Source organism: Candidatus Woesearchaeota archaeon (genome assembly GCA_018302225.1).
GTDB lineage: Archaea > Nanobdellota > Nanobdellia > SCGC-AAA011-G17 > JAGVZY01 > JAGVZY01.
On sequence record JAGVZY010000011.1, the window covers coordinates 48,339 to 64,087 of the forward strand.

Annotated in this window: 10 protein-coding genes; 4 read left to right on the forward strand and 6 right to left on the reverse strand. The window is 27.8% G+C overall.

Features of this window, described 5'->3' with window-relative positions:
• Positions 1-29 precede the first annotated feature (29 nt).
• Positions 30-581, forward strand: coding sequence for a hypothetical protein (locus J4403_02855; GenBank protein ID MBS3167123.1), 552 nt, complete (start codon positions 30-32; stop codon positions 579-581).
• A 28-nt stretch (positions 582-609) separates the two neighbouring features.
• Here the strand turns inward: J4403_02855 and J4403_02860 are convergent, their stop codons facing one another.
• On the reverse strand, positions 610-2,670 hold the full coding sequence (locus J4403_02860) for a hypothetical protein (protein MBS3167124.1): 2,061 nt from the start codon (positions 2,668-2,670) through the stop codon (positions 610-612).
• A 99-nt stretch (positions 2,671-2,769) separates the two neighbouring features.
• Between J4403_02860 and J4403_02865 the strand changes: the two genes are divergently transcribed.
• Positions 2,770-3,192 carry a hypothetical protein gene (locus tag J4403_02865; protein ID MBS3167125.1) on the forward strand — a complete coding sequence of 141 codons (423 nt, stop codon included), beginning with the start codon at positions 2,770-2,772 and terminating at the stop codon, positions 3,190-3,192.
• A 25-nt stretch (positions 3,193-3,217) separates the two neighbouring features.
• Here J4403_02865 and J4403_02870 read toward each other — a convergent pair whose 3' ends face one another.
• The 5 genes from J4403_02870 to J4403_02890 form a co-directional block, all read right to left on the reverse strand.
• Positions 3,218-4,417 (reverse strand): exonuclease SbcCD subunit D, encoded by a 1,200-nt coding sequence (locus J4403_02870; GenBank protein MBS3167126.1) that lies wholly within the window; start codon positions 4,415-4,417, stop codon positions 3,218-3,220.
• A 206-nt stretch (positions 4,418-4,623) separates the two neighbouring features.
• Entirely contained in the window at positions 4,624-5,976 is a 1,353-nt protein-coding gene (locus tag J4403_02875; GenBank protein ID MBS3167127.1) for an RNase J family beta-CASP ribonuclease, read from the reverse strand.
• A 42-nt stretch (positions 5,977-6,018) separates the two neighbouring features.
• On the reverse strand, positions 6,019-6,333 hold the full coding sequence (locus J4403_02880) for a DUF192 domain-containing protein (protein MBS3167128.1): 315 nt from the start codon (positions 6,331-6,333) through the stop codon (positions 6,019-6,021).
• 30 nt (positions 6,334-6,363) lie between these two features.
• Entirely contained in the window at positions 6,364-7,032 is a 669-nt protein-coding gene (locus tag J4403_02885) for a transcription initiation factor IIB family protein (protein ID MBS3167129.1), read from the reverse strand.
• Between the two features lie 352 nt (positions 7,033-7,384).
• Entirely contained in the window at positions 7,385-11,650 is a 4,266-nt protein-coding gene (locus tag J4403_02890; GenBank protein MBS3167130.1) for a VCBS repeat-containing protein, read from the reverse strand.
• 140 nt (positions 11,651-11,790) lie between these two features.
• Between J4403_02890 and J4403_02895 the strand changes: the two genes are divergently transcribed.
• Together J4403_02895 and rnhB are read left to right on the forward strand one after the other, a co-directional pair.
• Positions 11,791-14,973 carry a PQQ-binding-like beta-propeller repeat protein gene (locus tag J4403_02895; GenBank protein ID MBS3167131.1) on the forward strand — a complete coding sequence of 1,061 codons (3,183 nt, stop codon included), beginning with the start codon at positions 11,791-11,793 and terminating at the stop codon, positions 14,971-14,973.
• Between the two features lie 35 nt (positions 14,974-15,008).
• On the forward strand, positions 15,009-15,662 hold the full coding sequence (gene rnhB / locus J4403_02900) for a ribonuclease HII (GenBank protein MBS3167132.1): 654 nt from the start codon (positions 15,009-15,011) through the stop codon (positions 15,660-15,662).
• Positions 15,663-15,749 lie beyond the last annotated feature (87 nt).

A 15,749-nucleotide genomic window follows, 5' to 3' on the forward strand; every position in this document is an offset into this window, starting at 1 on the left:
TGAAGATTAATTTAAGATTTGCATTAAAAATGTATACAAAAGGGACAAATAAAGTAACAAGCAAGACAGGTATTATATCAATAACACCTCCTTTTCTTGAGAAGGAAGGATTATTTCTAACAATATTAAATAAAGAATTTAGTGCAATTGAGAAAGACATACCTTACTTAACATTTATAGAATCATTCTGTGAATTTTTTAAAGTATTTAAAAATTATAATCCTACTAATGCTAGAAGTATTAAAAATTTTTGTCCTGCATTTCATATCGCAAATTCTATGGCTTTTGTAAAGCAAGATTGTTTAATTTATAAAATAAATAATTCTAATTCAGAAAAAAAAATTTGTGAAAAAACAATAAATACATGCAATTTAGATTATTTAAGCCACTTACTCAAAGAAATTCTTCAAACAATGACAAAATATGAAAGTTCACAAATTCCCCAGCCAGTAATAAAAAAAGAAAATAATCATTTAATTGCACTTTATAATTTTTATCCAGAATCAAAAGAAGATGGAGCAACTATAAAAATTAATTATATTTCATGCAAAGAAAGAATCGAAGAAAAATTAAAAGCCTAATTAAATATTTAAGATTTGATTAAATAATCTAATTAATCATCTTACTAATATGCTGTTTCTTTTCTATTTTAATAAGTTTATCAACAAAACTTTCAATTTTACTTTCATGACTTACTATAATTACTTGTTTTATCTCAAGTTCATCTAAAACTAATTTCATTCTATCCAATTGCTCACTTGAAAATCCATCTGTTGGCTCATCTAAAATTATCAAATCTCTTGTTCTTATATGAGACATCATTTTATTTATAACTTGATTTAAAGCTAATCTATACGCCAATGCACAGGCTGTCTTTTCTCCACCACTTAAATTTAGATACTCAGAATCATAACCATTCTGAGTAATCTTTAAATTAAAATTTTCATCTAAATAAATTTGTATTAAATCATCATCTATAAGAGTATTAAACCACTTTCCAAAAATAATACTAAAATCGCTATGGATTTTTTTCATAATATTTTTTTCCATGACTAAAACCATTTCAGTAAATTTACCATTTAACCAACTAACTAAACTAGATAATCTTTCAGATTCTTGTAAAGATTTTTCTTTTCTAGCTATTTCTTTTTCCTGTCTTTGAATAAACTCTTGAATTGAATTTATTTTTTCAGTCAAAGAAGTCTTTTTAATAGCAATAGCTCTTTGTCTATCAATTATAAAATCTATTTCCTTTTTTATTTCAAGGTATTTTTTCTCAGAATCTTTAATTAACTCCAAATCAGAAACAAATTTAATTTTGCTACTATTCAAATCTAAAATATCCTCTTTTAATTTAATATTTTCAGATTCAATCTTTTTAATAGTTTCATTTTTCTCACTCAAAGCTTTTATCTTAAAATTAACTAAATTTGTTTTATTTAATCTTTCATTTAATAATTTTAAGGCAGTTCTTAGATTATTAAGCTCTAAATTATTTTTAATTAAGTCTAATTTAATTTTATTAATCTCCAAAGTAGTTTCTTGAATAATAATATTCTGTCTTTCAAAAACTCCGGATTTATATTCTTTAGAAACATCTTGTTTACAAGTAGGACACTGATTTAAGTTCATTATAGAATTTTTTATCTTTTCAGCAGATTTCTTCTCAGCCTCAATTTCATACATTCTAAATTCAGTTAACTTCAACTCTTTTTCTCTATTTTCTATCTCTTTCTCTTGCTTTGAAATCTCTTGTTTAAGTACGAAATCATCCTCTCTAACAAGGTTTTCTTTTGACAACTCGCTTATTTCATAATTAAGCTTTTCAAAGTTTCTTTGGTTTTTCAAAAGAATTTCATTTTTATTATTTATTTCACTTTCAAACAAAGCTATTTTTCCTTTAAAATCCTGTGCAAATTTCAATTCATTATTATACTTATCATAATCTTTCCTCAAGTTATCAAATTTCAAATTTACTTCAACCTCAACAGGTCCTAAGTTTTTAAGTTCCCCAAAAATAAAATTCATTTCATCATTTTTAGATTTGATTTCATTTTTTAATAAATTAATATCTTGAGCATAAGCATTAAGCTCTTTTCTTTTAAAATTATATTCTCTAACTAATATTTGTGAATTTTCAACTACTCTTTTATATTTATCAATTCCAAATACTCTTCTTAAAGTGTTTAATTTTATTTCTTCTTCTCCTAAAAGAATCTCCTTCATCTCTTCTTGAGGAGTATAAACAGTATATCTATAAATTAAAGCCTTACCTTTAGTCAAAAACTCAGGAGGGTAATTTAAAATTTCAAGAATTTTAGATTTCAACTCTGTAGCAGTTCCAGTTACTTTTTTACCTTCAATTATTAAATATCCTGCATCTTGTTGTATAGCCTCCGAGCTTCTTTTTAAAGTTCGTTTAATAATGATAGGTTTGCCTTCTATCTCAAAATTTAGCTCAACATAACCCTCTCTTTCTCCGTGTCTCAAAATAGTATTTCCAGAAATTATTCCCTTAGTTAAACCAAACAAAACAAAATCTATAGCTAATAATATTGTGCTTTTACCCGCACCAACATCCCCGCTCAATAACACTTTTCCAAGAGGAAAATTAACTTCTGCCTGTTTATAACTTCTTATATTTTCAAGCTTTAAAGATTTTAAAATCATAAAAAATACATTTACTCCAGCTTAATAAGTTTTACTCTAAGTATTTAAATACTTATAAAAGGAAAGATTTTAAAATACGCCATCTCTTTTTAAGATAGAATGAATGAAAACATAGAGCCTCAAAAGATTTCTAATATAGCGCCCAAGGCACTTATTAAACAAATATATTCTTATCTAGACGATTTTATGAATCATGATGAAACTCTTAAGTCTCTTCCAGAATTAGAATTCTTTGAAGAAATGGAGTTTATAATAACACCCCATAAAGCACCTATTTTATTTCAAGAAGAAAAAGCAAACATGACTTACTTATTTACATTAAATCAAATACCTAAAAAATATTACGCCTTAGACAAAAAAACAAAAGATAAACTTAACTTACTTATCCCGCAATTAGGAATATATTATTGGGATAATTTAAGAAAAAAGGTAATTTATATCCCCCATAATTCGCAAGATAAAGACAACAGAGAAAACATTAATAAAATTGAAAAATATAAAACTATAAACGATATTCTTTAATCTTTAATAATTTATTTTCTAAAAATTATTCTATATTTAAAACTTCTTTTGCTTCTTGTAATATTCTCTTTTCAAAATCAGTTATTTTTTCACCTTCTAATTTTTCAGTATCTAAAATTTTAATTAAACTTTCGACTGTTTCTTTTGTCAAAATATCTGTTTCACTAAGATTCTTCTTCAAAATCTCTTCTTCTACATCTTCCACTTTTTCACTCTTAACTTCAACTTTCAATTCTTCAAAAGCTTTGGTTGATAATTTGGAAGAATTTCTTAAAACAGCGTAAACACCATTATTTATAAAATTATTGCTAATTCTATTAAAATCTATATCCCCTGGATTTCCTTCCTCCAAAACTCCAGAAATTCTTAGCATTATTATATTGTCTCTTAACATTTCTTTCTCAAGAATCTTATAACATTGATCATTAACCTCAGAAACTTTCTTAGCAAAAATTTCAAAACTCTTTACTTCTTTAATTTTCACAGGAACAAATTCAGTTTTTAGAATTTTATTTAATCCATCATATTCACATAAATAATATCCACCTTGTTTAAATTCTTCTAACTCTTTAAAATTATTTGGAAATAATGCTCCAGGATAAACTAATTTTCCTTTTCCAAAATCTTTTTCAAAAATATAATGAACATGTCCACCTGCATAATAATTAAAATTTTTAGGCAGAGTATTCACACTTTGACACTCAATAGTATTATATTCATTAGGTTTAAATTCTTCCAAAGCCGTATGAAATAAGAATATTTTAAATCCATCAATATTTTCAACTTCACTAAAATCAGTCTCTAGATATTCTTCTTTTTCTAAAGCACCTTTTCTACCAAACATTCCTGTTATCTTTGCTTGAGTCTTATTATCAACTACAAATTTTAATTTATTTCCTTCAAATTTCATAACATTAGTTACCAAACCTGATTTTTCAAAAACATCAATCATTGTCTTACCCGTTGCAGAAAAATCATGGCTTCCGGGGATAATATAAACACTTATCCCTAATTCTTTCAGTTTTCTTAATTCTGCTGCAGTCTCTTTAATATATTCTATCTGAGGTAAAGCCGTATTAAACAAATCTCCAGAAATTAACAAAAAGTCAATCTTTTTACTAATGCATTCTTCTATTGCCTTCTTAAAAGTCTCAAAACCTAACTTCTTTAGATTTTCATCTCTCCAACCACCTATGTGACAGTCTGCAAAGTGTGCAAATTTCATTTTAAAAACAAAAAGAATGAAGTCAGAAATATTATAAACCTTACTAAAAGGATTTATAAAACAAAAATCTATTTAAATACTAATTTATTTCAAAAATATATGCCTTTATATATACCTCAACACAAAAAAGAAAGAATAAAAAAACTTTCAACAGCCCTTTTAAAACAGAAAAAAAAGAACTTTTTTCACAGATTATTTTCAAAGAATTAATTTTCTAATTTAGAACCGTCTAATTTTACAATATCCCCATCATTCAAGACAAGGACATTCTTGTTTAGTTTATAACCTTCTTCTTTTGCTAATTCAGCCATAGAATTAAGTTTTTCGTGTTCTCCATGTGCAGGAATTATATACTTAGGTTTAATCATATTTACTAAATCTCTTAAGTCTTCTCTAGAAGCATGTCCTGATTGATGTATCCCAGTGAATATCCTTACTCTTGCTTTTTTTAATAATTTTTCTAGTTTATCTCTATTTGAAATATTTTCTTCAACAGGAATAACATTACAAGAAAAAACAACATGATCTCCTTCAACTAATTTAAAATCAAATTCTCCTCTAGCCATTCTCGATAATACAGATTTAGGTTCTCCTTGATTTCCAGTGCAGACTATTAAATATTTTCCACGTTCTTTCTCAACTTTTGCAAGTTTTTTATTTATCATACCAGCATAAGGAACTATTTCGACGTCAGCTGAAAAGTTTACTAATCCTGCTCTTTCTGCCGCACCAACATATTTTGAAAGACTTCTTCCTAAAAATATTATTTTTCTATCCATTTCTTTTCCAAAATCAATCACACTTTGTAATCTTGCAATATGACTTGCAAAAGTCGTAACTATAACTAATTTTCCGAAATTACTTGTTCCCAATAAAACATCTTTTAACATTTCCCTTGCGACTTTTTCACTAGGAGTTTTTCTTTCTGTATTTGAATATAAAGAATCAACAACTAAAGCCAAAGCGTTTTTTTCCCCTATTTTTTCTAACACATGATAATTAGGTTTTAAACCTATAACTGGATGATTATCAAATTTAAAATCATTAGCATAAATTATGGTTCCATCAGGAGTATGAATTGCAGTCATAACGGTTTGTAATGTAGAATGAGTCATATTAATAAACTCTATTTCTATATTTTCAGAAACTTTATACTTAGAATTAACATTTAAAGGAACAAATCTATTTGGAATATTCACTTTATCATCAAAAAACATCTTTTTAAGAACATTCATTGTATAAGGTGTTCCTACTAAAGGAGCATCATACCTTTGAGCCAAATATTGTGCTGCACCTAAATGATCTAAATGACAATGTCCCAAAACAATTACTTTAACATAATCTCTCCATTTTTCTATAACTCTATCATCTGGAATTGCCCCTATTTTTATTAATTGAGCATCTGTTAAATCTTCTCTATGTCCCCCTTCTTCTTCAAAATCAAGAATTCTTGGTAAAAACAGGCCCATATCACATATTACAACTTCATCATTATACTTAATGGCAGTCATATTTTTACCTGCTTCATTATAACCACCGATTGCTGCTAATTCTATCATTTTCTTATTTAATATCCCTCTGTTGTTTGTATTTATAAAGATTTATCTTAAAAATCTTTCCAAATTAAATTTATCTCCAAATTTAAAATTATTTTGCTTGCTAACAAATTCGACTATATACTTAGCTTTCTGCTTAGGTATATGAAAACTAATAAAAGGCAACATCCTTTTAATATCAACAATCTTAAACCTATAATCTAACCATATAACTTGAATAGGATAAAATACAAATAACATATGTATTCCAGCATTAAATTTCTCTTCTTTATCTAAAACAAATAATAAGTTCTTTTTCTTAGAAAACATCAAACCTCTAAACTTCTTAAATTTAGTTTTACATACTTCTAATTCTAACATAAAAATAAAAAGGAATAAGTCTATTTAAACTTAACTTGCTATGCCTTCAATTTCTCTTATTCTATTTCTTAAAGTAACTTCACTTACACCAGTTGCTTCAACAACATCTTTCTGTGAAATCTTTAATCTTTTCTTTCTTGCTGTGAAATAAATTATTCCAGCAACAACAGATAAAGGATTTTTACCAACAAATTCTTTGTTATCTTTTAGAGAATTAAGTAACTTTTCAGCATAAGTTGTATTAGTCGCACTTAAACTTAATCTTGATGCAAATCTCATTAAATAGTCATTTAAATCAATAGTTTTTAATTTAATATTTAATTTTCTTCTTATTAATTTACATGCCCTATTAATTTCTTTTTGATCAATTTTACTGTATTTAGTTATATCTTTAACAGTTCTTGGAAGATTATGCATCTTACAAGCTAAATAAGTACATGCGTACATAATTGTAATAACACTTCTACCACGCGCCAAATCATGATCAATTGCTTTTTTATGCAATCTTGCAGCATCATTCATAACTTCTCTAGGTAAACTTGTTTTTAATGAGAAATTCTTTAATTCAGACATTGCTCTTACTAAATTCTTTTCTTTAGTTGAATATAACCATTGCTCTTTTACTAACTTAGTATCTAACTCTGGTTGTGATTGTCTAAAGTCTAATACATCCTGAAAATAGCCATCTTTATTTAACATTTTTTCTCCTTAAAAACTACCCCCTTTTTGCAGAGGAAGAATTCCCCTAAACTAAACACCTTTTATATTATAAATAAGGCCTTAAGCCTCAATCTGTCCAATGACAGCACTTTTAATATACTATGTGTATAAACACACTTTTTTCTATTAATTAATATAACTAACATCCTGTAAACTTTATAAAGCTATCGTTTTTTTGAGAAAAATAAACCACTTAATAGTGGCTAATATGCCCTTAAAACCATTCTTCACCGCATCAGCCAAATAATTATAATTGCTTAAATCAAATGTCTCTCTATTTAACAATTAACAAAATTAAACATTTTAAGCTCATTTGTTAATAATTAAAAAGCTATTCTCCAATAACGGCTATAAACGTCATCACAGAAGTCTTTTTGCCAGGATCTTCATCTTGAGGTATAGTAATATTCACCTCTAAAGCAGCTTCATCACTAGAATTAACATAGTCCAAATTATCAATAGCTAATAAAGAAATAAGAGGTATATTATTCCAATTTGTTAATGAAGCAATTCCATAACTAACACCTTCATCAGCTTCAGACACCATAAACTGATAATTATTTGTTGGATTGGGTTGTTTAACATACAAACTATCAGCATATAAAGTAATGTTTAATTTCACATTACCATCATTTTGATATTCAAAAGGCTGAGGCAAATTATCTAAAGTATTATTCGAATCTCCAACAGTCATATTTCCAAAATAAATATAATCAACAACCATGGTTATCTCAGTCATAGAACTCAAATTGAACATTCTTATTTCGCTCCAATCACCCCATCCAGTCCCATTGTCATTTGCTCTTACATGCCAATAATAATTTTTATCTATACCTAATTCAGTTGTTGAAGTATAATTAGAAGAATTTGTAGTTTCAGCAATTGTGGAAACATTAATATTAGGACTTCCAAACTCTATGTCATCATCAACTTGTATTTGATAAGTTAAAGGATCTTCATCTGGATCTGTTGCATTTGCCCATTTAAAATCAAGATATCTATCCCCTAATATGCTTAAATTATCAGGAATATCTAACAAAACCTGATTTGGTAATCTATTTACTATTTGTAATTGTGTTGAATTAAACCATCCTGAAGTTCCAGCTTGACTATCAGTTACTAAAACTTGACAGCCCCATAATTCGTTCTTAGTTGTATTTTCACTTTCTAAAATAAAAGTTGTCATTGCATCTTTTGTACAAGCTTCTCCTGAAAAAGTAAATTGAGTTATATTATTTTTTAACCATTCAACTGAACAAGTTATTGTATCTGCACCATCTGAATCAGCAGGAACAAAATTACAACTTAAATCTTCATCAGTATAATTTGTCTGCGCTGCAATAGTTGAATTTAGATCTAAATTTGAAAGTGTTGGATTATTATTTGCAGGTGCAGCGGTTATTGTTTGTTGGATTGTATTTAAGTCATATTCATTTGCAATACAAGTAATATTATAAGTTACCAAAGAATTTGGGAAAAAACCTTTTGTAGTATAATAATATAATCCATCACTAGCATTATAATCCATAACAACAGAGGTTTTTCTATCATTAAACCAAATATTACATCCTTGATAATCTTTATCTAATTCAACTGAATAAAAAATCCCGGATAGAAAGGTACGTTGAGTAAAATTAAAATTAGTATTATTATATAAATCCATAGAAGTTATATAAGCTTGATCCCCCCCATCATAAAAACTCATATAAGTTCCAATAATATCATCTACCCACCCATCATAATCCATATCTGCAACTTGCCACCAAGAACTTCTTCCATCCCATGAAGTTTCATAAACAACATTTCCATTTTTATCAATAATAAAAGATTCATAAGGGGCATTATGATCAGAAACTACAATTTCATTAATTATTCCATCATTATCCAAATCTGCACTTGCCAAATAATAAGGATTATCAAAATCAGCATTAGAATAACTTTTAATTATATCTCCAGTTTCATTAAAAAAATAAATTAAATCAGGTGTAGCATCAAAAGTTCCTACACCCACATCATCTTCTACACCATCATTATCAAAGTCTCCAATTATTATATCTGAAACAGGATTGGCATTATTAGGACCAATTTCTTCTATTATATTAACAGCCCATAATAAACTACCACTATTATTTACTGCAACTAAATAATTTTTAGAATTACTTGCAATTATATCATCAAAACCATCATTATTTAAATCTACAACTTTAACTAAATCATTATTCACAGCTATATGATTACCTCCAAGAGCTGAAGAAGTATATGTCCAAATAGGTGTTAACACATAATTTACCAAAGTTAAAGGAATAAATTTAAGATCATTATTACTTGCACTATTTTCTATTCCAACATAAACTATATCTTCTATAGCATCGTTATTAAAATCTCCTTTAGAAATACCTATAACTCTATAATCTGAAAATTGATAACTATCAATAACCCCACTTAGATTATACACGCTTATATTTGCAGTTTCAGATGCAGCATTAAACATCACTGCAATTTCATCTGCATAGGTGTCATTATTAAAATCACCATAAACCATTCTACCCCTATCTCCTTGCCCCACAGGAGTTACCGATATGCTTGCTAATTGTTCAAATCGTTCATTAAAAGCGTAAAGATTGTTAAATCCTGAATTATCTGTATCAAACCATGCCCAAAAATCATCAGTTTCTCCATCGTTATCTAAATCAACATTAAAAATAGATTTATCATAGTTATAAATCGATTCAACCTCATCACCATATATTCCGGAACTAATATTAAGATAATTACCCATCACCGCTGTTGAGCCAATTAAACCTGCAAGAAGAGGTTCATTAATTGGAAAAACAATTATATCATTATAACCTCTTTTTGAAATATTAATACTATCACTTGAAGTATAATTAGCATAAAAAACAATAGAATTATGAACGTCTAATAATGCAGGATCTGTAATACTACCCCATGCATTCAAAGAAGAACTTCCAAGATTAACTGTAAATGTTCTTGACTCTGAAGTATTTTCAACAACAGCAACACCTTTATCTGCACAAGTAATATTCCACTCATAAGTTTGTCCTTCTCTAAACCCACCATAACTTATATTTGCAGTACCTCCATTAATCTGATAATTATGTAAAACAAATTTGTTATCAATCATTAAACTACAGTTTGAAATACCATCAGAAACATCACTAGAACTAAATAAAAAGTCAATATAACTAGTTGAAGAAATATTTCCATTTGGAGGACCAACTAAATCAACAATAGGATAATCCAATGGAGCTAAAGTTTGTATAGTATCTGTTGCATCAAATGTAACTGCACCACCAGAACCTGCAGTAGTTATGGTATTAGTAGCATCTGCAGAACACCAACCCACAGTCCAGATTATAACTTGATTATCTTGAGCCTTATCCCATGTATTTGCAGTAATTCGATATCCATCTGAACTATCACAAGCAGCACATCCAGAATAATCTGTTGCGGTAATATACAGATTATTACTTCCACATGTATTAGTTATTTGAGTTGCATCATCAGTTAACCACAACACATAATCACCTGCAGCGTTTCCACTGTTATCATACTGTCCAGTACAAGTTGTTGTTTGTCCAGAAGCCAAGGTAGTTGCAACACAAGTTATACTATCGTCAATGATTGTAGAAGCATCTGAAACTTTAATTGTCCAATAATCACTTTGTTTATCATTTAAAGTAGTATAAAATTCATAATCTGTTGGAGGTGTAGTTAATTGGGGAGAGTTAATAATATATTCTACATAATTTGAATTTAAAAATTCTATAAAATTATATTCAGAATTATATTCTCCAAGATTTCCCCCCTTGGTATCAACCATTGTCCAAGAATTAGGATAATAATCTCTTAAAGTTCCATTTAAACTTGTTCCAACTTTCATCAAAACATCTGCAGCAGGTGGAGCTTTATGCTGCCCACATTTATGACAATCAGGTTCTCTTGTAAAATCAACATCTACCACATTTAAAATTCCAGAAGTCAACATATAATTTGTTTCTGCATATTGTAAATAAATTGTGAAATTATAATCTCCAGTTTTATTTGGAGCATATAAATCAAATGCATTAAAACCAACACTATAATTATAATTTCCTGTATATCCTGTTCCAAAACCTTCACCAACAGTATAATTTCCTTCAATTAAATTAAATTCTCCACCAGACTCTAAAATAAATTCTTGTAACTCTAAAGAATATTCTACTCCATCTAAATACACAACAATTTTTGACGAAGGAGGTATTAAATCTTCTTCATTCAAATTAAGATTAATATTACCTAAAATTAATCCACCAGAATTATAATTAAACTGATCTAAAGAATATTGAATAACCCCCATTCCAGTTATATTTGAAACATAAAAAAAACCTAAAACAAAGCCCAGTGCAATCAAAGCAAAAACCACAACAGAAATCTCAAAAGTTTTATGTAGTGTAATTCCTTCTTTTTTATCAGAAGAGTTTAACTTCGAACCAACATAAATACTTCTAACTTTACCATCTTCCCCACGCACACTCTTATAATAATAAGGGCCTATCTTCTTTCCATTCTGATATATATACCTCTTATAGACCATTAAAAACCCTCTTTCTAACAAAAGCCTGCATAATCAAATGTAGTGTAAGAAGTCTTTTATATAATTTTGCCTTTATTTTCCAAACTTATATCTTCAAAAACCGTAAAGAATAAATAAAAGCCTTACTTTTAAAACAAATAATGAGTAAAATATCTAAAATTATATTACTTGCATTCGTATTAATAATAATTCTACCATTAATTCTTGGAATAGACTGGCAAATGTATCTTCAAACCTCTGAAGGTGTCACAAATATAACAGATATTGGCCCAGATTACTCAAAAGTACAAGATTTAAACTATCTAAAAAATATAGGAATTATAGAAACTATAGATATAAACTCTGGAGAATCTATAGACTCTCAACCACTTATAAATGATGGAATTTTATATATCAGTTCAAACGCAAATTTGTATATTATTAATTTAACCGATAATTCTAAAACTTCATTTTCTCATGCTTGTACCTTAGCTTACTCTACACCTGCAATTTATGAAAATAAAATATGTTATGGAGATTGTTCAAGTTTCTATTGTAGAAATAGATTTACAGGAGAATTATTATTAAATTACACAGAAGAAAGTATTGATTTTAGTTATCAATCTCCAAAAATTAAAGAAGATATTATTTACATTAGTTCAAATACAAAAGTTTTTGCATTTAATTTAACTGAACTTTCTAAAATATCAGAATTAGAGTTTCCTTACCCATCGCATGTACCTCAATTCCTCGGAAATCCTGCTCTCTCAGAAAATGAATTATTTGCAGCAAGTTTAGGATACTCAGAATCAGGGATAGTCCTCTCTTGTAATTTATCAAATCTTTCAGAAATAAATTGGCAAAAAGAAATAACAAGAACAAATCTTCAAAGTGGTCCATGGTATAATTCGATTATTTATTATAATAATTCAATATTTATTCCAATAAAAACAACAAATACAGAATCAACACCTTCCTTTATTGTGCAATATAACACACAAACAGGAGAAGAACTTTGGCAGTATAATCTAACACCTTATACTCAAATGAGCGAAAAAAATAATTTTTTAATTTATAATAATCGTGCTTATATAACCAGTTTAGATTTTAATTGGGATGAAGGTCTTGCAGAAGCTTATTTATGGGCCTTTGACTTAAACAATAACTCATTAGCTTGGAAGTCAAATCCATTCACAGATTTTATTTGGTCTACACCAATGATAACCTCGAATAATTTACTTTATTTTGGTTCTGGATATATGACTAATCAAATTTATGCATTCAATTTAGAGGGTTCTTTATTATGGAACTATTCAACTGGTGGATTAAATGGTATTGATTCAACCCCTGCAATTTATAATAATTCATTATACTTTGGAAGCGATGATGCAAAAATTTACATTTTACATTCATTCACAAATACAAAAGATATAGATTCAGATGGCTACCCAGACTATATAGACTGGGATGATGATAATGATGATGTTAATGACACTATAGATAGTATTAATGGAAATCTAACAGTATTAGAAACAAACAATCAAAATAATAATATTAACAATCTAACAATACAAATAGATAATTCTGAGGATTTACAACAAACTCTAACTTCAAACGCAACAATTACTTTTTATGAAACAGAAGAATCAACTGAAGAACAAAAACCAATAATAAACTTCACATTTGATTTCTCAGAAAATAAATTAGACTTATCAGAAATAAAAATAATTAAACAAGAAAACACAAGTGAATCAGGTTCTTTAATTATTACAGGAATTGAACTTCCAGAAGGACAAACTAAAACCGTTTATATGGATAATTTAAATGATAATATTAATACTGTTTGTATTTTAGATCAAGAATTTACAAATTTAGCATTTGCAGGTCTTCAAGAAGCCACACTCGAATGTAATGGAGAAAATGAAACTTTATTAACCTGTAATAACATTGAATCAAATGGTTACAAATGTACTAATCTAGGTGCAAAATATGAAATTTCGGGTTTAAAACACTCAGGCATTTCAGAAATGAAATATGTTATCATCTCAGATCAAGAATTCTTAGCAAATAATACTTTAACTCTAAATATCTCAGAATATTTTAATAATATTACTTATTATAAAGTTAAAGATCCTTCCGATTTATTAGACTGCCACTTTGAAAATTCAACAATCTGTGAAGACTATGAAACACCAGAAAATATAGAGTCAACTCTTTTAGAAAAAGGGATTAATTTCACAAATACTGCAACAATTAAGTATGATTTAAACAATAATTTTAATATCAGCCAAGGAACAATATTAATAACTTACCAACCGAATTTTAATAATATTCCAAACAATCTAGCTTATTTATTAACAACTTCAACTTTAAATGAAAATCCCTATATAATCAATGTCCAAAAGTCAGGAGATTTATGCTTCCATATATTTAACAACACCTATCAATCAGGCGGAGATGCAGACTCTAGTGGATTTGGAACACGATTATGTTCTTCAAAAACAGACTGGAACTCTTCAAATGAATACAAAATAGCTGCAACTTGGAATTCAGAAACAGGTTTAGTTCAATTATATTTAGACAATCAACAATTAATCAACAAAACAACTACTCTACCAAAATATACTGGAAATCAAATTAAATTAGGAAATTATGACAATTCAACAGGCTATTATTATAATGCAACCCTAGGCATAAGTGATTACATTGCAGATGGAGTTATAAAAAGATTATTAATTAGTAATAGAGTATATTCAGAACAAGAAATTTACTTCACACCAGAAAACTCGGACTATTTCAAAAATATAAATATCACCATAAATAATGAAGTTGTAACAATAATCTCAAAAGATAATCAAAGTAGTACAAATTACATCCAATTCAAAGGTTATGATTCAGAAGGAATTACTTATAGTAGGCCAATAAAAATAACAATAAATGAATATGTTGAAGGTTCGAATAATGAAAATTCAAATAGCCAACCTCCTTCTAGTTCATCTTCAAGCCCCTCATCCAGCTCAAGCTCTTCAAATATAATCTCAAGCACATTACCTCAAGAAACGAAATTAATTTTAGATGATTCTCAAATAACACAGGATAAACCTATTGAATCGACTGAATCAACTCAAGAAAATACAAATAACAACATTGCAGATATGTTAGATGAATATTCAAAGAATAGTATTTCTAAAAATCTTTTGACAGGTGCAGTTACATTTGCAGATACAACTATTAAAAGTAAAACTCCTTCAAAATTAGCAATAATTATACTTCCTATAACCCTTTTACTTCTTATTTTAAACAGTCTATACAAATTTAAAAGTAAATTAAAAAATAGTGAATAAATAAACTTATATACTTAAAATAATAAATTCTTATTATGACACTCTTATGTGGGATTGATTGGGCGGGTCGTGGTCCTGTAATCGGTCCCATGGTTATGGCAGGAGTATTAGTAGAAGAATCTGATTTATCTAAATTAAAGTCCATTGGAGTAAAAGATTCTAAGCTTCTCACACCAAAAAAAAGAATTCAGCTCTTTGATGAAGTCATAAAAATAGTAAAAGATTATAAAATTATAGTAATTCAACCAGCAGAAATTGATGCAGCTCTAGCATCAGAAGAATTAAATCTGAATTGGTTAGAAGCAATAAAATCAACAGAAATTTTAAATTTATTAAATCCAGATACAGCACATATAGACTGTCCAAGTAATAATATAGAAGCATACACTTTATACTTAAGGGAAAAATTAGAAAATCCAAAAATGAATTTAAAAGTAGAGCACAAAGCAGATTTAAGTTATGTTCATGTTGGTGCAGCTTCTATACTTGCAAAAGTAACAAGAGACAGAATTATAGATGAATTAAAAGAACTATATGGGGACTTTGGCTCAGGTTATATGACTGATTCTAAAACAAAATCATTCTTAGAAAAGCACTATAAAAAACACAAAGAAATCTTTAGACAAGGTTGGGCATCATTTAAAACAGCAAGTGATGCTAAAAACCAAAAAAGACTTGGTGAATTCTAAAGATAAGCTTATTGGGGCATTTAAACTACAAAATAAAGCCAAAAGATTTAAATATGCCCTTCTACGAATTTAAATTGTAATTTATGC